This is a genomic window from Mucilaginibacter oryzae (genome assembly GCF_003148845.1).
Taxonomy (GTDB): domain Bacteria; phylum Bacteroidota; class Bacteroidia; order Sphingobacteriales; family Sphingobacteriaceae; genus Mucilaginibacter; species Mucilaginibacter oryzae.
In genome coordinates, this window is the sequence record NZ_QGHA01000007.1 from 192,323 (window position 1) to 213,405 (window position 21,083).

The window sequence follows — 21,083 nt, forward strand, 5'->3', positions numbered from 1 at the left end:
TACAATTCACTAAGAACTCAAAAGTATGAAAAAAAACTTACGTTGCTTAAGTAAAGCTATGCGTATCACTTTTCTGATTTACACCATGATTATCGCGGGCGCGGGTGTATTGATTGCCGCCCCGAGCACCGGACAGATTTTTGAAAGACGCGTTAGCGTTTCCCTTTCAAACGAAACCCTGTTAACTTCCATAAAAAAGATTGAAGCCGCCGGTAACATTGAATTTGCTTACGACCCTAAAACCATTGCCCAGGCAAATGCGCAGGTTAAAAACCAAAGCTTTAGCCACGAACGCTTGGAAACCATTTTAAAGGCGGTTTTTGGCAATACGAACATTGGTTTTAAAGAGGAGGTAACAGGCACCGTTACCTTGTTTAAAAAAGACCCGCCGAAAGCTGCACCCGGCAAAGTAACCGGTAAAATTGTTGATGAAAAAGGCGAGCCGCTTACCGGCGCTACAGTGATGCTGCTTGAAGCAGGCAAAGGCGCGCAGGCCGATGTTAACGGTAATTTTACCATCAGTGCCGATGAGGGCGTTTATACGCTGGTGGTAAGCTTTATCTCGTTCGAATCGAAACGTGTACCGGGTATCAAAATTAAATCGGGCGAGGTTAACGCGCTTAACCCTATTACCCTGGTAGCGCAATCGGGCACGCTGAATGAGGTGTTGGTAGTAGGCTACGGCACGCAGAAAAAGCAAAACCTCACCGGCGCGGTTGAGCAGATCACCTCAAAGGCGCTCGAAAACCGTTCGTTACCTAACTTAACCCAGGGCTTGCAGGGTGTTATACCTAACTTAAACCTTGTGCCTTTGGATGGTAAACCAATCCAATCGCCAACGTACAACGTAAGGGGAACAACCTCTATCGGCCAGGGTGGTAACGCGTTGGTATTGGTTGATGGTGTTGAGGGCGACCCAAGCCGGATCAACCCTAATGATGTGGCCTCCGTATCGGTATTGAAGGATGCTGCTTCGGCTTCTATTTATGGCGCCCGCGGCGCTTTCGGCGTTATCCTCATCACCACAAAAAATCCGGGTAAAGAGAAAACCAGCGTTACCTACTCGTTCAACCAATCCATTAAAAGCCCAACTACGGTACCTAAATTTGTTACCGATGGTTACACTTTTGCCAAAATGTTTAACGATGCCTGGAGCGCCTGGAATGATTACTCGCAAACACCGCAAAATATCAACAAAACGGTAAAGTTTTCTCAAGCTTACCTGGAAGAACTAAGAAAACATTCGCTTGATCCGTCGCTGCCCTCTACTATTGTAAACAGCGCCGGCGAATATGAGTATTATGGCAATACCGACTGGTACAAGCTTTTATATAAAAACCATAACGCGGCCCGCGAGCACAATTTAGCGGTATCGGGCAACAGCGGCAAGGCCGACTTCCTGATCACCGGCCGTTATTACGCGCAGGATGGTTTATTCCGCTATAACTCGGATGATTACAGCATTTATAACTTAAGGGCCAAAGGCTCATTGCAGGTATTTCCGTGGTTAAGCATTTATAACAATGCCGACTACTCGAACATGAAATACCACAACCCGCAAAACGTGGGCGAAGGTGGCAGTGTTTGGAGAAATATCCAGGACGAGGGCCATACTATGGTTCCCTTGTTTAACCCTGATGGTACGTTAACTTATTCGGCAGCGTACTCGGTAGGCGATTTTTACTACGGCAAAAACGGTATCAATTTTGATAACCGTGTATTCAGGAACACTACCGGTTTTGTAGCCCAGTTTTTTGATAACACCTTCCGTGTAAAAGGTGACTTCACCTTCCAAAATACCGATAACGGCAAAAACAGTAAACGTGTGCCTGTAGCGTACAGCCGCAAACCCGGAGTGATCGAATATGTTGGTACAGCCTATAACGATCTGGAGATCTATAATCAAAGCACCCAGTACATAGCTACCAACACTTACGGCGAATTTGAACCAAAACTAAAAGGTGGCCACTATTTTAAAGCTTTAGCAGGTTTCAACTTCGAGCAGTCTACCCAAAAAGCGCTTGATGTTACGCGTAACGGTTTACTTTCTGACGATGCTACAGATATTAACCTTGCCCTTGGCCAGGGGATAACTACTGTAGGAGGTTGGGATAAGTGGGATATTGTAGGTGGTTTTTATCGTTTAAACTACTCTTTTAAAGATCGCTACCTGGTAGAGGCAGATGGGCGCTACGATGGTTCATCAAAATTTCCTTCCGATCAGCGTTATGCTTTCTTCCCTTCGGTATCTGCCGGTTGGAAGATCTCGAACGAACCTTTCTGGAAAGTATCGAAAGAATTGATCACCAATTTAAAAGTAAGAGCTTCTTACGGCTCATTGGGTAACGGTAGCATAGGTTCATACGCGTTCCAGGAGAAATTTAAAATTGAAAAATCACCAAGGATCCTGAATGGTGTGTTGCCTCAAAAAACCGGTCAGCCGGGTGTGTTGCCTGATGGTTTAACCTGGGAAACTTCAAATACCCAAAACCTTGGTTTGGATCTGGGCATGCTGTCAAACCGCTTAACAATTTCGGGTGATGCCTATATCCGCAAAACTACCGATATGTTTACCGTAGGTATGACTTTGCCTGCCGTTTTTGGCACCGATGTACCTAAAGGTAACTATGCCGACCTTAAAACAAAAGGCTGGGAGGTAACTATAGCATGGCGCGATAAATTTAACGACGGTGCCAAACCCTTTAACTACGGTTTAAGGTTAACCATGGCCGACTATACTTCCAAAATCACCAAGTACAACAACCCGGATAAACGCCTTAGCGATTATTATGCAGGCCAAACCGTAGGCGAGATCTGGGGTTTTGAAACAGCCGGTTATTTTACCTCGGCACAGGATATTGCCAACTCGCCTAAACAAACATTGATCAAGGCTTCAACAACCGGTCAGCTTTTACCGGGCGATATCAAGTTTAAAGACCTGAACAATGATGGTGTAATTGATTTTGGCGATCAAACCGTAAATAAACCCGGCGACAGAAAAATTATTGGTAATGCCACCCCTCGATATACTTATGGTATTGGTGTGGACGCTGATTGGAATAACTTCTTTTTCTCGGCATTTTTCCAGGGCGTAGCCAAACGCGATTGGTATCCGGGCTCGGAAGCAAGCGTTTTCTGGGGACAATATAACAGGCCTTACAACAAAATTCCCGCGTCGCAATTGGGCAAGATCTGGTCGGAAGATAATCCGAATGCCTATTTCCCTCGTTACAGGGGCTATACCGCCCAGAATGGCTCGGGTGAGTTAAGTCAGGCACAAACCAAATACATGCAAAATGCGGCTTACCTGCGTATGAAGAACGTACAGGTAGGTTATAACCTGCCATTACACCTGATTCAGAAAATAAAGCTGAACAGCCTGCGGGTATTTGTATCGGGCGAGAACCTGTTAACATGGTCGCCGCTTTATAAAGTTACCAAAGACATCGACCCTGAAAGCATCAACGGATCAGACAGGGTACTTACCGATGGTAAAAGCGGTAACGGTAACAACTACCCGATATTAAAAAGTGTAACCATAGGTTTAACGGCAACATTTTAATCATTAAAAAAAGCTACAGATATGTTTTCTTTAAAATCAGCATACGTAAAGCTATCCGCAATAATGCTTTTTGTGAGTTTTATTGTAGTTAGCTGTAAAAAATTAGACCAGGCGCCGCAGGATACCGCCAAAAGAAACGATGTTTTTGGCAACGTAACGGGCCTGCAACTATACGCCAACTCGTTTTATGAAATACTGCCCGACGCCGGCGCGGTAGTACGAGGCGATGCCATGGCCGATTACGCGGCCAGAACATCTGTTCCCGACTTTTTAAGGCCGGGCGCCTATGGCCCACGGCAAAGTACCGATTGGGTATGGACCGGGCTGCGAAATATTAACTTTTTTATAGAAAATTGTAATAACCCCAAAGTTGCGCTTGCTGATCGCCAGCACTTTATTGGCCTTGCACGTTTTTTCAGGGCCTGGTTTTACTTTGACAAACTGAAACGCTTTGGCGATGTGCCATGGTACAGCAAAACCATGAAGGTCGATGACCCGGCGTTGTATAACCCAAGGGATAAAAGAACCCTGGTGGTCGATTCGATCATTGCCGATCTGGATTATGCCGGTACGTACATTAAAACAACAGATAACACCCGCAGCTTGATTACTAAGTACACCGCTTATGCCTTTAAATCGCGCGTTTGCCTTTTTGAGGGCACTTTCCGCAAATATCATGACGAATACGGCCTGCAGGCTTCAGTGAACGGCCTGTTAACCCAGGCTGCAGAGGCCGCACAAAAAGTGATGACCGAAGGCGGCTTTAGTTTAAATACAGCCGGAGGTACAGATAAATCGTACCGTGCGTTGTTTACCGGCCAGGCTCCCGTAGCATCAGAGGTGATTTTGGCTGCGATCTCAGATCCTGCGTTGGGGGTTTTTAATGATTCGAATTGGTACTGGACAAGCGCTACCTACGGCGACCGGTTAAGCCTTATCCGCACATTTGTAAATACCTATCTTAACATTGATGGCACACCGTTTACGGATAAACCAGGTTACAAAACCATGCCGTTTGTTGAAGAAGTAAAAGGCCGCGATATGCGTTTGCAGCAAACCATCCGTATGGGTAACTACAGCCGCCTTAATGGTACAACACAACAAATAGCCCCGCCTGTGTTTTCCTATACTTACACCGGGTATCAACCAATTAAATTAACGCAGGATGATGCATCGATGGATGGCGGTAAAAGGAACACTAACTCGGTGCCAATTATGCGCTATGCCGAGGTGTTGTTAAACTATGCCGAAGCCAAAGCCGAGTTAGGCACGCTTACCGATGCCGACTGGAATCAAACCATCGGCGCTCTACGTCGCAGGGCCGGTATTACAGGCAATACGGCTACCAAACCCGTTGTTGTTGATCAATATCTTAAAAACAACTATTTCCCGGCTATTTCGGATGCTTCGATATTGGAGATCCGCCGCGAACGCGGTATCGAGCTCGCGTTTGAGGGTTTCAGGTTTTATGATATTGTACGCTGGAAAAGAGGCGAACTGATGGATCAAACCTGGAATGGCTTTTACGTACCGGCATTGAACGTTCCGATGGATTTGAATGGTGATGGCGTACTGGATGTATGCTTTTACACCACGCTCCCGGCTAAGGAAAACCAGGTTGCCGGTGTAACCTACGTAAACGTTGCCCCTACATTGGCCAACGGTACGGCAAATCCGCAGCGGCTTAACAGCGATAACGAACTTACCTGGTTAACCACTATTGCGCGTAAATGGGATAACAAGTTTTATCTTTACCCGATCCCTGAAACCGACAGGCTTCAAAACCCTAAATTGGGCCAGAACCCGGGTTGGGAACAATAAAAGATACATCGATTATGAAAGTAAAACAGTTTTTATTCAGCGCGTTATTGGCGCTGCTCAGCCTGCCGGCGGGCGCCCAGCATTTAATTGTAGCAACCTTTAACCTGAGGTTCGCCAACCCCAGGGATACAGGCAATCTTTGGGTAAACCGGGCGCCTGTTGCCGCCGCGCTGATTCGTTTTCATCAGTTTGATGTTTTTGGTACCCAGGAGGGCCTCAAAAATCAGCTGGAAGATCTGAGTACCGCCCTGCCTGGTTACGAACGCTACGGCTTAGGTCGTGACGACGGGAAAGACGCGGGAGAGCACTCGGCTATATTTTTCAGGAAAAGCCGTTTTACGTTACTCAAAAAAGGTGATTTCTGGTTGTCTGAAACGCCTGATAAACCAGGCTTAGGCTGGGATGCAACCTGCTGCAACCGCATCTGCTCATGGGTGTACCTGCAGGATAAGGAAAGTAAAAAGAAATTTTACTTCTTTAACGCCCATTTTGATCACCAGGGAAAAGTAGCCCGTGAAGAAAGCGCAAAGCTGATCCTGAAAAAGATCAAGGAAATTGCAGGTTCAGAAAAAGCCATCTTTACCGGCGACCTGAACGGCGACCACCAAAGCACGTGGTACCAGCGTTTGGCTACCTCGGGCTATTTGGTTGATACCTACAGCCAGGCCGCGCAACCTTATGAGTTTAACCCATCGTTTAACTCATTTGGCGAGGAGATTAAACGCAGCGGCGTTATCGACCATATTTTCACTACCGGTAAGGTTAATGTGCAAAGATGGGGAATCTTGTCTGATAGCTATCACGGTAAATATCCTTCGGATCATTTCCCGGTGCTGGCCGAGTTGAGTTTGTAAATTCAATACTCATTTGTAGAGGGGTTGCCGAACAGGCAACCCCTTTTTTTATATCCCAATTGATTATTGCTTGTATTTAAGCAACCGGCATCGCCTTAGGTGCATGCAGGTTAAGATGTGAATAAACAGGTTTATTAAACGCTGTTTTTTACACTTTTTGTCAACTAATGTCTTTTATTTTATCATTTTTTCATGATAACGGATTGGGGTTGAAAGTTTCATTAAAAAAACCAACATTTATTAAAGTATTAAAAACAAATAAGATATTTTTATAACATAAAACCCCTATTTATGTCGATAAAAGTAGCTATCCGTCATTTCACAAGTTACAAATACGATAAACACATCACCCTTTCGCCCCAGGTTATCCGCTTACGCCCGGCCGCGCACTCGCGAACCATGATTAAAGGTTACTCGCTAAAGATACTTCCCGAAAAGCATTTTATTAACTGGCAGCAGGACCCTTTCGGCAATTACCTGGCGCGTATCGTCTTCCCCGAAAAGGTAAATGAGTTTAGCGTTGATGTAGAGGTAATAGCCGATATGGTGGTGATCAACCCCTTCGATTTTTTTGTGGAAGAGTACGCTGTTCACTACCCTTTTAATTACGACGACACTTTAACCAAAAACCTCGCCCCATATCTGGAGGTTACCGAACGGGGCCCGCTGTTGATGGACCTGACAGAGAAAGCCAGCGAGTTACTTGAAAAAAACACCATCACGCAAAACTTCCTGGTTACCCTTAACCGTTTGCTTTATAACGAGATTGCCTACAATATCCGGATGGAGCCGGGCATCCAATCATGCGAGGAAACTTTGTCGCTCAAATCCGGATCGTGCCGTGATACGGCCTGGCTGCTGGTTCAGTTACTGAGGCATTTTGGTTTGGCCGCCCGCTTTGCTTCGGGCTACCTGGTACAGTTAAAACCGGATATTAAATCGCTGGAAGGCCCGTCGGGGCCCGAACAGGACTTTACAGACCTGCACGCCTGGACAGAGGTTTACCTGCCCGGTGCCGGCTGGGTAGGGCTCGACCCAACTTCGGGCCTTTTTGCGGGCGAGGGCCACATCCCCCTGGCCTGCACACCCGACCCGCAAAGCGCCGCCCCGATCAGCGGTTTTTCTGAACCTGCCAAAACGGAATTTCATTTTGAAAATACCATTACCCGTATTGAGGAAAAGCCACGGGTAACCAAACCATTCTCAGACGAGCAATGGAATGATATTATGGCCCTTGGCGACCAGGTGGATGCCGAATTTGAGGCCAATAACGTACGCCTTACGATGGGCGGTGAGCCCACTTTTGTATCGGTAGATAATTACGAGGCGCCCGAATGGAATTCGGCCGCCGATGGTGAGCATAAACGCCGCCTGTCCAACATCCTGTTCCACAAACTAAAAGACGAATATGGAACCGGAGCGCTGATGCAGTACGGGCAAGGCAAGTGGTACCCCGGCGAACCCCTCCCCCGCTGGAAACTGGCCTGCTACTGGCGAAAGGATAATGTACCGCTGTGGAATAATGACGCCCTCATGGCCGATCTGAGTAAAGATTATGGCTTCGGCCCCGGGGATGCCGAAAATTTTATGCGTGCCCTTACGCGGGAGCTGCACATCGACAGTAAAAATATTACGCCTACCTACGAAGACCCTTTTTATTTTTTGTGGGAAGAAAGCAAAACCCCCATCAATGTAGATCCCCTGAAGGTCGACCTGAAATCGCCGTTGGAAAGGCAAAAACTGGCCGAGCTGCTTAACAGCGGCCTTAACGAGCCGGTTGGTTTTGTTGTGCCCATTAAATGGGACATCGGTCAAAATAACTGGCAAAGCTGCAAATGGTCGTTCCGCCGCAACAACCTGTTTTTGGTTCCGGGTAATTCGCCGGTAGGATTGCGCTTGCCGCTGGATTCAATTCAATACGTTGATGCCGCCGGGCAGGAGGAACTGCCGGAGCGAAGTTTATTTGCCGAGGTAGACGAACTGCCGGGTGCCGGCAACCTGCCCCCCGAGCAAGGCAGCAGGTTCAATAACAGCGATATTATATTTAAAACCGCCCTGGTAGTTGAGGTAAGGCAGGGCAAACTGTTTGTCTTTTTCCCGCCGACGAGCTATTTTGAACATTATCTGTACCTCGTTAACGCGGTTGAGCGCACAGCCGAAAAGCTCAAGGTCCCAGTATTGATAGAGGGCTACGATCCGCCAGCGGATAACCGGGTTACCAAAATGATGATCACGCCCGATCCGGGGGTTATCGAGGTAAATATCCACCCGGCATCAAGCTGGCGCGAACTGGCCCGTAATTATGATATTTTATATAAAAAAGCAGCCGAATCGCGCCTCGCTACCGAAAAATTCAATATCGATGGCAGGCATACGGGTACCGGCGGCGGCAACCACGTAACCCTTGGCGGCGAAACCCCGGCGGATAGTCCGCTGTTGCGCAGGCCTGATGTGTTGCGCAGCTTTATCACTTTCTGGCAGCACCACCCTTGCCTGTCGTACCTGTTCTCTACCCAGTTTATCGGCCCTACAAGTCAGGCCCCCCGTGTTGATGAGGGCAGGATGGAAACCCTTTATGAACTGGAGATAGCCTTTCAGCAAATCCCCGATCTGAAAGAAAATGAAGTGCCGTTTTGGCTGGTTGACAGGATCTTCCGTCATTTTTTAACGGATATCACCGGTAATACCCACCGCTCGGAGTTTTGCATCGATAAATTATACTCGCCCGATTCATCGAGCGGGAGGCTGGGTATCCTCGAGTTCAGGGGTTTTGATATGCCGCCGCATTACCGTATGAGCATGGTGCAGTTCCTGCTCATCCGTACGCTGCTGGCCTGGTTCTGGAAAACACCATACAACCATAAACTGGTACGCTGGGGTACCGAACTGCACGATCGTTTCCTGCTGCCCCATTATTGCTATAAAGACATGACCGAGGTAGTAAACAGCCTGCGCGATGCCGGTTACGGTTTTGATATCTCCTGGTTCGAGCCGTTTTTCAGCTTCCGCTTTCCCTTCCTGGGCGAATTGCAGGTTGACGATATCAACATCGAAATAAAAATGGCTATCGAACCATGGCATGTACTGGGCGAAGAAATGTCGAGCTCCGGGACCTCCCGCTTTGTTGATTCATCGTTAGAGCGGGTGCAGGTGAAAATTTCAGGCCTTACCGATTCCCGTTATACCTTTTTATGCAACGGCCTCAAAATTCCGCTCAAAAGTACGGGCGTACAGGGCGAATATATTGCGGGTATACGTTACAGGGCCTGGCAGCCGCCATCGGCATTACACCCAACTATCGGGATTGATACGCCGCTGGTGTTTGATCTGTATGATAACTGGACACAGAAATCAATAGCAGCATGCCAGTACCACGTTTCGCATCCCGGCGGGCGCAGTTATGACACCTTCCCGGTAAACAGTTATGAGGCCGAGGCCAGGGTAATTTCACGCTTTTTTGATTTCGGTCATTCGGTTAACCTGGTAGAGCCCGCAGCAAGCCGCCAAACGGCCGGGGGCAGGTTTGTTACCAAAATGAATATATTGCCACAGTATACCATCACACAACAGATGGTCAACCCCGAGTACCCTTACACGATGGATTTGAGGCGATATAAAAATGCTAACAACTTATAGCGAAAAATAAGAGATTTGAAGCATGATTGAAACGTACCTGCAACAGGCCGGTAACACTGCCAGCCCTTTTTTTGATGAGCTTGCGGCTCCGGGCGGCAAGGTACGCGAGCATTGGAAAAAACTGGCGCATGCCTACGATGAGCTCGGTATCGAGAAAATGGAGCAGCGCAGCAGGGAAATAAGCCAGGAACTGCGTGATAATGGGGTTACCTACAACGTGTACAGCGATCCCGATGGCATTAACCGCCCCTGGAAGCTGGACCCGGTGCCCATGGTTTTTAGCCAGCAGGAATGGGAAACCATTGAACGGGGGTTAACCCAGCGCGCCGAGTTGCTGAATTTGATCTTAACAGACATTTACGGCGACCGCAGACTGATTAAAGAAGGTTTTATTCCCTTTGATCTGGTGTTTACCCACAAGGGTTTTTTACGCCAGGCCGATAAGATCAAAATACCCGGCAAATTCCAGCTTATCCAATACTCTGCCGACCTGGTAAGGGGGCCCTTAGGAAAAATCTGGGTATTGCATGACCGTACTGATGCCCCATCGGGTGCGGGTTACACGCTGGAGAACCGGGCCGCCATGACAAGGGTATTCCCCGACCTGATCCGGGAGAACCAGGTGCGCAAGATCTCATCCTACTATCAAACATTAAAAAATACACTCACCAAACTCACCCTTCAAAATAAAGAAAACCCAAGGGTAGTATTGCTGTCGCCGGGTACGGCCAACGAAACTTATTTTGAGCATGCCTATCTGGCCTCATCATTAGGTATTACCCTTGTTTTTGGGCAGGACCTTACTGTGAGCGATGGTTATGTTTGGCTCAAAACCCTGCGCGGCCTTGAAAAGGTAGACGTTATTGTGAGGCGCGTTGACGATATTTTTTGTGATCCGCTGGAGTTTTTTAGCCAGAGCCATTTAGGTGTTGTGGGTTTGATGGAAGCCATTAGGCAAAAAAAGGTGACCGTAATTAATCCCCTCGGCTGCCGGATATTGGAAAACCCCGGATTGATGGCCTTTTTACCTCGCCTGTGCAGGCATTTATTAAATGAAGAACTCATACTTCCATCGGTAGCCACCTGGTGGTGCGGGCACGAAAAGGAACGGAAATATGTATTTGATAACCTGCCATTCCTCATCGTACGCTCCACCTATCGTAATAACGAAGCGCCGCTGTATATAGGCAGCGAGTTAAGCAAAAAGCAGATAGAGGAATTAAAGAAAGAGATCAATACGCGTCCGTATTTATATGTGGCGCAGGAGGTGGTTAACCTCAGCACCACCCCATCGCTAATTGATAACAACCTGGAGGCCAGCAATGCTATTTTCAGAAGCTATGTAGTGGCCGATACTGAAAAACAGGTATACCACGTAATGCAGGGCGGCTTATCAAGAAGCTTTCCTGCCAAAAATGGTTTTATTATTTCCAACCAGTCGGGCGGTATCAGTAAGGACACCTGGGTGTTGGGGCCGTTGCCGCAACATCCGCCGCAGCAACCGGCCAGCCAGCAGCCTTTAAGGCAGGTTAAAAACATTTTGCCAAGTCGTACCGGCGAAAGCCTTTTCTGGCTTGGTCGTTATTTAGACAGGGCGGTAAGCAACGTGCGGATGATGCGCATCGTACTAAAAATATACAACGAGCGCGATGACGAGATCCACCCGGAAACCGACCAGACGCTGGTGATCCTGCTAAAAAGTCTGAGCGCCTTAACCGGTACACTCCCCGGCTTTGCCGCCGAAGATCAGGTTAAACTAACCCAGCCCGAGAGGGAGCTTCTTTCCCTTGCCGTTGAAACCGGCAGACCGGGCACTTTGGCTCAATCCCTGCAATCATTTTTAATTAACGGCTATGCCGTGCGCGACAGGCTAAGCCTCGATACCTGGCGGATATTGGATAGCATCTCTGAAGAGCTGGAACTGATGAAGGAGAACGGTAACAACCTGCACAAAATTTACCATAACCTCGATCAGTTTATCATCAAGCTGATGGCCTTCATCGGCCTTAACAATGATAACATGACCCGGGCATCAAGCTGGCGCCTACTCAATACAGGTCGCTTTTTGGAGCAGGCCATGAATACCTGTACCATTCTGCAATCGGCGCTCGCTATCGAAGTGAAACCCGACGTAGAGAAACAGTTGATGGAGCTGGTGCTGATGAGCCACGAAAGTTTGGTTACCTACCGCTACCTGTACCGCTCAACACTCCAGATGCAGGGGGTGCTCAATTTGCTGCTGATCAATGAAGATAACCCTAAATCAGTTGCGTTTTTAATTTCGAAGATTGACGAGCATCTGAAGCAGCTCCCGGACAATAACAGCGAGGGCGGACTTAGCCCGGCGCGGAAAAAGCTATTGGAAGCGTTAACCATGATCAGGCTTTGCGATGTAAATAAACTGGTGATGCCGGATGCCGAAGGCGACCTGAGCAAAAAGCACCTGCATGATTTTCTGCACCACTTAATTACTACATTGGGCCAGGCATCGGGCGTTATTTATGAAAGTTATTTCAGCCCCACCCAAAGCCAGTACAGTTTTGTAAAAAGCAATAACCCGCTACCCGAATTATAATGAAATACCAGGTTACCCACATTACCCGCTACGAGTACCAGCAACGGGCCTCGTTATGCCATAACCTGGTTTACCAGGTACCGGTTGATCATACTTTTCAGGAGGTAAAAAAAATAAATTACCAGATCCAGCCCGAACCACGGTTGCTGGCTATGCGCGAAGACTTTTTTGGCAATAAATTCATTTATTTTTCGATAGAGGAGTTTCACCGCAAACTAAGCGTGGAGATAAAAAGCAACGTGGAAATTGCCGAGCCGGCATGGATCAAGGCTGATCCTAAGGCTACCATGCCCTGGGAAAATGTGGTAATCTGGCTGCGGAGCGCCGAGGCTGATAATGACATCCGCCAGTTTTATCTCGAATCGGCACATATCCGCTTTGTTGACGAGATCCGCGATTATACGTTACAATCCTTTATGCCTGGCAGGCCCGTTATGGAAGCAATGCTCGATCTTAACTCGCGCATATTTAGCGATTTTGATTTTACACCGGGCTTTACCGATATCAGTACGCGGGTAGAAGATGTTTTTCTGCATAAAAAAGGCGTTTGCCAGGATTTCGCGCATTTTTCGCTGGCCTGCCTGCGGTCGGTAGGTTTAGCAGCAAGGTATGTGAGCGGCTATATTGAAACGATCCCCCCTCCGGGTAAACCCAAGCTTTTTGGCGCCGATGCCTCGCACGCCTGGATAGCCCTCTACATCCCGGATTTAGGCTGGACAGAGTTTGACGCCACCAACAACCTGTTGGTTAATGACCGCCACGTACGTACCGCCTTTGGGCGCGATTTTGCAGACGTTACACCGTTAAAGGGGATTGTGTACAGCGGCGCCGGCCAAAGGATGATTGTGAATGTGGATGTTAGGCGGATGGAGTGATAAATATGCAGTGTGAGGTATCCTTCAGAGGAAACCGCTTGTCGGCAGATAGTACACCGGCGGTTACCTGCTGTCTGAAAATTTGCTACCCGCGCATCTGCCCGTCGATTTATTATCTTTGTGCATGCGTTTTGATATCATCTCCGTTTTGCCCGGCTTATTGGAAAGCCCTTTCGCGCATTCTATTTTACAGCGTGCGCAAAAAAAAGGGATCTCTGAAATTGTAGTCCACAACCTGCGCGATTATGCTACCAACAAGCAAAAAAGCGTGGATGATTACCCCTACGGTGGCGGCAGCGGTATGGTAATGACCATCCCCCCTTTTGCGGCCTGTATAGAAAAACTACAATCGGAGCGGGAGTATGACGAGATCATTTTCATGAGCCCCGACGGCGAAACCCTTAACCAGGGCATAGCCAACCAGCTCTCCATTAAAAAAAACATCATTATACTTTGCGGCCACTACAAAGGGATCGACCAACGCATCCGCGATATTTATGTTACGCGCGAAATCTCGATAGGCGATTATGTATTATCCGGAGGGGAACTGCCGGCAGCGGTGCTGGTTGATGCCGTGGTAAGGCTTATCCCCGGTGTACTCAGCGACGAAACATCCGCCCTTTCAGATTCTTTTCAGGACGATTTACTGGACGCCCCGGTTTATACCCGCCCGGCCGACTGGAACGGCCACAAAGTGCCCGATATCCTTTTAGGCGGCAATACCCCCGAAATAGAAAAATGGCGCCACGAGCAGGCGCTGGAGCGCACGAGGGCGCGCCGGCCGGACTTGTTGAAGCGGGGTGAGTAGTTATTTTTTTGGTGAGTGCTTGATTGGGTTGATTAAGTGAGTGGTTGTTTTGTCTGAACCGGAATTTTTAGAATGCTGAGCAAATTTCAAAAATTCTAATAATTAGCCCAAAGTCAATCCAGACAAAGTAACCATTCAGCCAATCAACTACTCCCTTTAATCAACCAATTTTCATAAATTCTGCAACCAAATAGTGCATCCTGCATTATAGTGGCATTGCAGCTATGAACCCTTACCATACCGAACGCCAGCTTATTGAACAATGCCGAACCGATCCGGCTGCTTTCGGGCAGGTGTTTGACTGCTGGTATAAACCTGTTTTTGGCTACGTGATGCGCCGTTGCGGCGATTACGATTTGGCCCGCGATATTGCCGCCGAAACATTTCTGAAAGCTTTTTTAAAAATCGGTTCGTTTAAATGGAAGGGTATCAGCCTTTCTTCGTGGCTTTACCGCATTGCCACCAACGAGCTTAACCAGTACTACCGCGCCAGCAAATACAAACCCGAATCGTTACAGCAACTGCTCGAAAACCCGCAGATGGAAAAACTACTGCATGACCACGTCGGCAACGAGCGCGAAATGGTAGAACAGGAACTCAAAGCATTTGATGATTATAACCGCATCCGCCAAAACCTGCTGAAACTGGATATCAAATACCAGGAGGTAATAGCCTTGCGCTATTTTGAACAGAAAAACAATACCGAAATCAGCGAGATACTGGATAAAAACGAGGGTACCGTAAAATCGCTGTTATCGCGCGGGCTCGAAAAATTAAGAAATATGCTTTAAGCATTGCAACCCAAATCAATTAACGCATTATAAGGGTAATTAACATGAAAAATCAGGACGAATTTTTAAAACAAATGGAAAACCTAAAAGTACCCGATGTAAACCCATCCCAACACCAGGAGAAGGTAAAAATGGCCATCATGAATGCCAACCGCTCTGCCGCGCTGGGCCTATGGCTGGTGATATTGCCATGCTATTTTATGATATGCGTATTTATGTATTATCATTTTCACGCAAATACCAATTGGTTCAGTTCGATGTTTGGTGTAATGATACAGCTTGAAAAAGTGCCGTACATTAATTATACCGGGCCTATTGTATTATTTATACTGCCGGTAGTATGCATTATCATCAACCTGCTATCCATTATCCACGTTGGCGTTAAACAAATCGACACTAACAGGCGGATGGCAAAAGAGCTCAACATCAGTATCAGGCTAAAACTATGGAATATTGTATTGATCCTTATCAGTTTCGCTATCCTGTTCGCGTTTATCGCCTTTGCTATGACAGAAAACATCTCCATTAAAAATTAAATTATCATGAAATTAAACTGGTTTACCCGTAAAGGGATTATTTACCTGCCGGTATCAATAATTGGCTGGGTTATATTAACATTAGCAGTTACCTACACGGCAATCGGATCGGTAATTATCGGTAAACATTCAGATTCGGTGGGCGATATGTTTATCAACTCGATATTTAACCTGCTTTTAAACGGATTGGCATACACCGTTATCGCCTACTTTACCGAGCGAAAATCGTAGTCCGAAACAGCGTAGCCATTGTGCGCAATGCCTTAAAAAACCGCAACTGTTTGTTAATAAAAAACCTAAATGTTGAAATTTTTAAATTTGGTTTTTATTTAATGAAAAAAATGCCTAATATTGCAATCCGATTTTTACGGGCTAAAAATCGCTTTAAGAGCTTAAAATCATGGATTTAGTAAAATTTGTTGAAGAGCAATCAGTAGAAAAAAAGCAGCTTCCATCCTTCAAAGCTGGTGATACTGTAAGTGTTCACTATAAAATCAGAGAAGGAAATAAAGAACGCGTTCAGGTTTACCAAGGTGTTGTTATTCAGCGCAACAGTACCGGTGTAACTGAAACTTTTACTGTACGCAAAGTATCAAATGGTATTGGCGTTGAGCGTATCTTCCCTGTTAACTCTCCAAACATTGATAAAATTGAGGTTAACAGCGTGGGTAAAGTTCGCCGTTCAAAACTTTACTACCTTCGCGCGCTTACCGGCAAAGCTGCCCGTATCAAATCAAAACGCGTTTAATTACCTCGCTGCTTAGCAGCATATAAAAAATTAAAAGGCCTTTCTGAAAGCAATTTTCGGTAAGGCCTTTTGCTATGCGATGGTTTTTGAGGTTGGCGTAGCATTTTATCCTATTTTGTGGTATTAATCTTGCAATCTGCCGCGGGTTTAACAATAGTGCAACCCGTTGTTTACAATGGCTTAAGTTTTCAACCTAAGCAGCTTAAATTCCTGGTTGTGAATATGGCGGTAGCGTAATTATTGACACATCGCCTTAAACAACACGCTGAAGTTAATAACTTTAGCTATAGGCCAACCACAGGGATATATTATTGCTAAACCTGCGGCAATTGGGGTAAATTTCCATAACAAAGAAGAGCAGGTGGATTCCCGACCTTGCTCTTCTTTGTTATAACTGATTTATATAATATGTTTATTCTTTTCCTTCGGCGTCAGTAGCTTTCTTAGCACGCGAAGTTGTTTTCTTTACGGGTTGCTCATCAGCAGCTGGATCTTCAGCAGCAACTTGTTTATCCGAAACAACTTCAGGATGATCAACCACCAGCGATGGGGCCGGTGTAACCGCGTTCAGGGTAGGCGTTTCTTCTATAACAGTAGCGGGTTCAACCGGCGTTACAACAGCTGCCTGCTTTGCGGGCGCTTCTTTTACCGGTTCGGGGTCAACCAGTTCGGCTAAAACGGTACGGCCACCTTTTACCACATCGCCTATGTTTACCAATATTTTAGTGCCCAAAGGCAAAAATACGTCTACCCTCGATCCGAATTTAATAAAACCAAATTGCTGGCCCTGCTCAACAACATCTCCTTGTTTTACATACCACACAATACGGCGGGCCAAAGCGCCTGCAATTTGCCTGAACAATACGGTTACGCCTTTGCTGTTTTCGATAGCGATGGTGGTACGCTCGTTTTCGGTTGACGACTTGGGGTGCCAAGCCACCAGGTATTTACCTTTATGATATTTAAAATAGCTAACCACACCTGCTATTGGGTTACGGTTAACATGCACATTTACCGGCGACATGAACACCGATAACTGGATGCGTTTATCTTTTAAAAACTCGGTTTCTTCAGTTTCTTCAATCACAACCACTTTACCATCGGCAGGACAAAGAATAGTGTTTTCGGCCGTTTCGATATCAAAAAACGGGCTGCGGAAAAACTGCAGGATGATCAAAAACAAAGCGCCCGAAAAAATATAAACTATCCATTTTAAAGTATGCGCGGTTGGGAAGTAAAATTGTATCACCGCGTTCAGTACAAAAATGAACAGGATAGTAATTGCAAGCGAGGTATAGCCTTCTTTATGTATGGTCATTATATATAAGTTTTAATACAAAGCTACTAATTTGAAATGAAGTACAGGTAAGCGTATACAATTGGCGCAGCCATCAGTAAACCATCAAACCTATCAAGTAAGCCACCGTGCCCCGGCAGGATCCCGCCCGAATCTTTAACGTTGAGGCTGCGTTTAAACATGGATTCGACCAAATCGCCTAGGGTGCCGAAATTGGAGATAATAAGCGACATGATGATCCATTGCAAAACGGAGTACTCTACATAAAAACGGCTTAAAATATACGCTGCCAGCGCGCAAATCAATATCCCGCCGATAAAACCTTCCCACGACTTTTTAGGCGAGTGCCTTTCAAACAGTTTGTTGCGGCCAAATTTGCTGCCTACCAGGTAGGCGCCGGTATCATTGCTCCACAGCATAATTAAAAAGCCCAGCGGCACATGAAAATTAAATACGCCATCGCCGCGGGTAAAAGCCATGGCATGAAAAAACATAAAAGGCACAACGGCCATCAGCAGGCCCAGGTAAGTGAAGCCGATATTGGTAAAGGGCACCGCCGATTTTTTATACAATTCGCCGATAGCGATAAAACTTAACAACACCGGCAGCAGCAAAATAAACTTATATGCCGGGAAATAGCAGTTGGCCGCGAAAAATAAAAATGCGATTACCCCGGCCAGCCCGCCGGTAAAACGCTCAGGCTCCAGCCCGCCCTGTTTAACCAGCTTGTAAAATTCGAGCAAACAAAACAGGCTTAATAGCAGGTAAAATACACTAAAAACATAAGGGCCTAATAAATTAGACCCAATCATTACGATAATAAAAAATAAGCCGGTTATGGCGCGTTGTTTCATATATTAAGTTGGTTGAGGATCATGATCTCGATAGCCCTGCTAAAATCCTCCTGGTGAATATAAACCTCAATTTCGCCAAAGTTGCGGTGCGATGAATCCTGCTTATTGAGCAAAACAGTATCAATATGGTGCCCGGTAAGCATCTGCTTAACAATTTCTGATCGGTAAAAATTAGTTGAAGTAAAAATTTTAACCCAGTTTTTTTCCATTTAGCTAAGCAGCAAACTTTTCCCTTTGGCTATATTGCGATACATAAAGAGCAAAATTAATATAATTATCAGGCTTAAAGCATAGCTTTGATAATTAAATACGTGCTGATCATCAGGGTTAAGGGATATCTTTTTTTGCGAATACAGGTACATGATCACCACCTGGGTAGCGTTGTTTAAAAAATGCGCCCAAACGCTTGTCCAGATGCTGCCGCTCCACATTACAAAATAGCCAAAAAACACCCCTAAAGCCACACGCGGCAAAAAGGTAAAAAACTCCATATGAAAGGCGCTGAACAGGATGGCCGTGATCCAGATAGCCGAATGCGGATTTTTTGTAAGCCTGATCATGATGGTTTGCAGCGCGCCCCTGAACAAAAACTCCTCGGCAATTGCGGTTAATAAACCCACCACCAGCACCGCGAAAAGCATATCCCAAATGGTTTTCATTTGCAGCATGGCTCCGGTAGCTTTCTGCGCCTGCGCTTCCATGCTCCGCAACAGGTTTTCCAAAGCCTTCATCGAATCGGGCAATACCAGCTTTTCATTGATATTAACCAGTACTTCCATCACCGGCGATGAAAAAAACATGATGGCAAATATAAAAATGAGCAATACCGGGTGGAAATTAAAGGCGGGCTTCAGGTAAGTTTTAGGCTCATTTACAACAAATTTAGCAAACAGCACAGGCGCCAAAAACAAGGGCAGTGTAGTGCCAATTATTTGTAACAGCCATAAGGCCTGCCCCGTTTTAGGGTTTTGTGTATTGAAGCTTAAGGCATCGGTAAAAATTTTTTCGCCAAAAAAGGCCCAGATTAACCCGGTAGCTACCAGCGATAAAACAAAAACAAGCGCTACAGTGCCCACCGAAAGTATAATAAACTGTAAAAACGGCGTTATTTGACCTCCCTGTGGCTGAGGCTGTTGATATGGCTCTTTTATCATTCGGTGTAAAATTCTTATTTTTGCGCTAAAGATAAGGATGTCTGTACAAATAGGAAATATTGATTTAGGGGAGTTCCCGCTGCTGCTGGCGCCGATGGAGGATGTAAGCGATCCACCATTCCGTTATGTATGCAAGCAAAACGGGGCGGATATGATGTACACCGAATTTATTTCGAGCGAGGGCCTGATCCGCGACGCAGCCAAAAGCCGCCAGAAGCTGGATATTTTTGAATATGAAAGGCCTATCGGCATCCAAATCTTCGGCAGCGACATCGATCATATGCGCGAAGCTACCGAGATAGCCACGCTGGCCGGACCTGATTTAATGGATATCAACTACGGCTGCCCTGTAAAACAGGTGGCCTGCCGCGGTGCAGGCGCAAGCTTGCTGCAGGATATTGATAAAATGGTGGCCATGACTAAAGCCGTTGTTGAGGCAACGCATTTGCCGGTTACCGTTAAAACCCGCTTAGGCTGGGATGATAATACCAAAAACGTATATGAAGTGGCCGAGCGCCTGCAGGATGTAGGCATTAAAGCGCTGACTATACATGGCCGTACACGCGCCCAGATGTACAAGGGTGTGGCCGACTGGAGCCTGATTCGCGACATCAAGAAAAACCCGCGGATTAAAATCCCCATTTTTGGTAACGGCGACATCGATTCGCCTGAAAAAGCAGCGGCATGGCGCATGGAATACGAGGTTGACGGCATGATGATAGGCCGCGCCGCTATTGGTTACCCATGGATTTTCCGCGAAATTAAGCACTATTTTAAAACCGGCGAATACCTGGATAAACCCACCATTGCCGAACGTGTTGGCGCCTGCAGGGCCCATTTATATAAATCGATAGAGTGGAAAGGCCCCAAAACAGGCATTTTTGAAATGCGCAGGCATTATTCAAACTATTTTAAGGGGATTGATCACTTCAAAGAGTTCAGGATGAGGTTTGTTACCGCGCCCGACCTGGAAGCTGTAGACCAGATACTGGCCGAAATAGAGGAAAAATATAGCGTTGAGTTGGCGTAATATTTGTTCGCATTCATTATATTTGAAATAAACGATACTTGTAGCATGGTTACCACTATAACTGAGGGTGTTAAGGTTTCCATAGAAACCATATATCAGCCGGAATATTCAAACCCGGTAAATGATCATTTTATGTTCGCTTACAAAGTAAGTATCGAAAACATGACAAACTACGCCATCAGGTTGATGAGCCGTCACTGGTATATTTTTGATTCGAACGGGGCTAAACGCGAGGTAGAGGGCGAAGGCGTAGTTGGGCAGCAACCAATTATTGATCCCGGCCACACCCACGAATATGTATCGGGCTGCAACCTTAAAACAGATATGGGCAGCATGAAAGGCGAATACCATATGGTACGCCTGTTGGATAACGCCAATTTTAATGTTCAGATTCCTGAATTTTATCTGATTGCGCCGTATAGGTTGAATTAATCGCCCCGCCCCCCTGAAGGGGAAGGAATGGCGGTAATGATTAAAAATACGAAGAGCCGGTTTTCATTGTTGAAAACCGGCCTTTTGCTTTGTAGGCTATTTATTCCCTC

The 21,083-nt window shown here is 46.5% G+C and carries 16 protein-coding genes and 1 pseudogene; 13 read left to right on the forward strand and 4 right to left on the reverse strand.

From position 1 onward, the window contains the following. Nucleotides 1-25: 25 nt before the first annotated feature. The 11 genes from LX99_RS18435 to rplS all read left to right on the forward strand — a co-directional run bounded on the left by LX99_RS18435 (nucleotide 26) and on the right by rplS (nucleotide 16,206). Nucleotides 26-3,562 (forward strand): SusC/RagA family TonB-linked outer membrane protein, encoded by a 3,537-nt coding sequence (locus tag LX99_RS18435; RefSeq protein ID WP_109609196.1) that lies wholly within the window; start codon nucleotides 26-28, stop codon nucleotides 3,560-3,562. Between the two features lie 21 nt (nucleotides 3,563-3,583). Then, nucleotides 3,584-5,383 carry a RagB/SusD family nutrient uptake outer membrane protein gene (locus LX99_RS18440; RefSeq protein ID WP_109609197.1) on the forward strand — a complete coding sequence of 600 codons (1,800 nt, stop codon included), beginning with the start codon at nucleotides 3,584-3,586 and terminating at the stop codon, nucleotides 5,381-5,383. 14 nt (nucleotides 5,384-5,397) lie between these two features. Further along, complete coding sequence (locus tag LX99_RS18445; protein WP_109609198.1) at nucleotides 5,398-6,237, forward strand: endonuclease/exonuclease/phosphatase family protein; 840 nt, start codon at nucleotides 5,398-5,400, stop codon at nucleotides 6,235-6,237. Between the two features lie 291 nt (nucleotides 6,238-6,528). Further along, entirely contained in the window at nucleotides 6,529-9,873 is a 3,345-nt protein-coding gene (locus LX99_RS18450; RefSeq protein ID WP_109609199.1) for a transglutaminase family protein, read from the forward strand. Nucleotides 9,874-9,895: 22 nt separating this feature from the next. After that, a complete protein-coding gene (locus tag LX99_RS18455) occupies nucleotides 9,896-12,448 on the forward strand; it encodes a circularly permuted type 2 ATP-grasp protein (RefSeq protein WP_022832147.1) in 2,553 nt (850 codons plus the stop codon). Then, nucleotides 12,448-13,323 (forward strand): transglutaminase family protein, encoded by an 876-nt coding sequence (locus tag LX99_RS18460; protein ID WP_022832146.1) that lies wholly within the window; start codon nucleotides 12,448-12,450, stop codon nucleotides 13,321-13,323. Before LX99_RS18455 ends, LX99_RS18460 begins: the two co-directional genes overlap by 1 nt. 124 nt (nucleotides 13,324-13,447) lie before the next feature. After that, nucleotides 13,448-14,131 carry a tRNA (guanosine(37)-N1)-methyltransferase TrmD gene (trmD, locus tag LX99_RS18465; protein WP_109609200.1) on the forward strand — a complete coding sequence of 228 codons (684 nt, stop codon included), beginning with the start codon at nucleotides 13,448-13,450 and terminating at the stop codon, nucleotides 14,129-14,131. Nucleotides 14,132-14,355: 224 nt separating this feature from the next. Then, complete coding sequence (locus tag LX99_RS18470; protein WP_109609201.1) at nucleotides 14,356-14,922, forward strand: RNA polymerase sigma factor; 567 nt, start codon at nucleotides 14,356-14,358, stop codon at nucleotides 14,920-14,922. A 44-nt stretch (nucleotides 14,923-14,966) separates the two neighbouring features. After that, nucleotides 14,967-15,458, forward strand: a complete 492-nt coding sequence (locus tag LX99_RS18475) for a hypothetical protein (protein WP_022832143.1) — start codon at nucleotides 14,967-14,969, stop codon at nucleotides 15,456-15,458. A gap of 6 nt (nucleotides 15,459-15,464) precedes the next feature. After that, nucleotides 15,465-15,689 (forward strand): hypothetical protein, encoded by a 225-nt coding sequence (locus LX99_RS18480; RefSeq protein ID WP_109609202.1) that lies wholly within the window; start codon nucleotides 15,465-15,467, stop codon nucleotides 15,687-15,689. 169 nt (nucleotides 15,690-15,858) lie between these two features. Then, nucleotides 15,859-16,206: a 50S ribosomal protein L19 gene (rplS, locus tag LX99_RS18485; RefSeq protein WP_022832140.1), complete on the forward strand. Its 348-nt coding sequence runs from the start codon at nucleotides 15,859-15,861 to the stop codon at nucleotides 16,204-16,206. Nucleotides 16,207-16,870: 664 nt separating this feature from the next. Here rplS and LX99_RS18490 read toward each other — a convergent pair. From LX99_RS18490 to LX99_RS18505, 4 genes and pseudogenes are all read right to left on the reverse strand, one after another. Next, nucleotides 16,871-17,524, reverse strand: a pseudogene (locus LX99_RS18490) (phosphatidylserine decarboxylase family protein); the annotation flags it as partial. Between the two features lie 26 nt (nucleotides 17,525-17,550). Beyond that, nucleotides 17,551-18,357: a phosphatidate cytidylyltransferase gene (locus LX99_RS18495; protein WP_109609203.1), complete on the reverse strand. Its 807-nt coding sequence runs from the start codon at nucleotides 18,355-18,357 to the stop codon at nucleotides 17,551-17,553. After that, a complete protein-coding gene (locus tag LX99_RS18500) occupies nucleotides 18,354-18,566 on the reverse strand; it encodes a putative signal transducing protein (RefSeq protein ID WP_022832136.1) in 213 nt (70 codons plus the stop codon). Before LX99_RS18500 ends, LX99_RS18495 begins: the two co-directional genes overlap by 4 nt. Then, complete coding sequence (locus tag LX99_RS18505) at nucleotides 18,567-19,511, reverse strand: CPBP family intramembrane glutamic endopeptidase (RefSeq protein ID WP_109609204.1); 945 nt, start codon at nucleotides 19,509-19,511, stop codon at nucleotides 18,567-18,569. It lies immediately after the preceding gene. Between the two features lie 37 nt (nucleotides 19,512-19,548). Between LX99_RS18505 and dusB the strand changes: the two genes are divergently transcribed. Then, nucleotides 19,549-20,541: a tRNA dihydrouridine synthase DusB gene (gene dusB / locus LX99_RS18510; RefSeq protein ID WP_022832134.1), complete on the forward strand. Its 993-nt coding sequence runs from the start codon at nucleotides 19,549-19,551 to the stop codon at nucleotides 20,539-20,541. A 45-nt stretch (nucleotides 20,542-20,586) separates the two neighbouring features. Then, on the forward strand, nucleotides 20,587-20,973 hold the full coding sequence (gene apaG, locus LX99_RS18515) for a Co2+/Mg2+ efflux protein ApaG (protein ID WP_022832133.1): 387 nt from the start codon (nucleotides 20,587-20,589) through the stop codon (nucleotides 20,971-20,973). Nucleotides 20,974-21,083 lie beyond the last annotated feature (110 nt).

Bases quoted from the DNA above. Each gene is read 5' to 3' on its own strand.
- LX99_RS18480 (WP_109609202.1), top strand. From the start codon at position 15,465: ATGAAATTAAACTGGTTTACCCGTAAAGGGATTATTTACCTGCCGGTA.
- LX99_RS18440 (WP_109609197.1), top strand. From the start codon at position 3,584: ATGTTTTCTTTAAAATCAGCATACGTAAAGCTATCCGCAATAATGCTT.
- LX99_RS18505 (WP_109609204.1), bottom strand. From the start codon at position 19,511: ATGATAAAAGAGCCATATCAACAGCCTCAGCCACAGGGAGGTCAAATA.
- LX99_RS18495 (WP_109609203.1), bottom strand. From the start codon at position 18,357: ATGAAACAACGCGCCATAACCGGCTTATTTTTTATTATCGTAATGATT.
- trmD (WP_109609200.1), top strand. From the start codon at position 13,448: ATGCGTTTTGATATCATCTCCGTTTTGCCCGGCTTATTGGAAAGCCCT.
- LX99_RS18445 (WP_109609198.1), top strand. From the start codon at position 5,398: ATGAAAGTAAAACAGTTTTTATTCAGCGCGTTATTGGCGCTGCTCAGC.
- LX99_RS18435 (WP_109609196.1), top strand. From the start codon at position 26: ATGAAAAAAAACTTACGTTGCTTAAGTAAAGCTATGCGTATCACTTTT.
- LX99_RS18500 (WP_022832136.1), bottom strand. From the start codon at position 18,566: ATGGAAAAAAACTGGGTTAAAATTTTTACTTCAACTAATTTTTACCGA.
- dusB (WP_022832134.1), top strand. From the start codon at position 19,549: ATGTCTGTACAAATAGGAAATATTGATTTAGGGGAGTTCCCGCTGCTG.
- LX99_RS18460 (WP_022832146.1), top strand. From the start codon at position 12,448: ATGAAATACCAGGTTACCCACATTACCCGCTACGAGTACCAGCAACGG.
- rplS (WP_022832140.1), top strand. From the start codon at position 15,859: ATGGATTTAGTAAAATTTGTTGAAGAGCAATCAGTAGAAAAAAAGCAG.
- LX99_RS18450 (WP_109609199.1), top strand. From the start codon at position 6,529: ATGTCGATAAAAGTAGCTATCCGTCATTTCACAAGTTACAAATACGAT.
- apaG (WP_022832133.1), top strand. From the start codon at position 20,587: ATGGTTACCACTATAACTGAGGGTGTTAAGGTTTCCATAGAAACCATA.
- LX99_RS18470 (WP_109609201.1), top strand. From the start codon at position 14,356: ATGAACCCTTACCATACCGAACGCCAGCTTATTGAACAATGCCGAACC.
- LX99_RS18475 (WP_022832143.1), top strand. From the start codon at position 14,967: ATGAAAAATCAGGACGAATTTTTAAAACAAATGGAAAACCTAAAAGTA.
- LX99_RS18455 (WP_022832147.1), top strand. From the start codon at position 9,896: ATGATTGAAACGTACCTGCAACAGGCCGGTAACACTGCCAGCCCTTTT.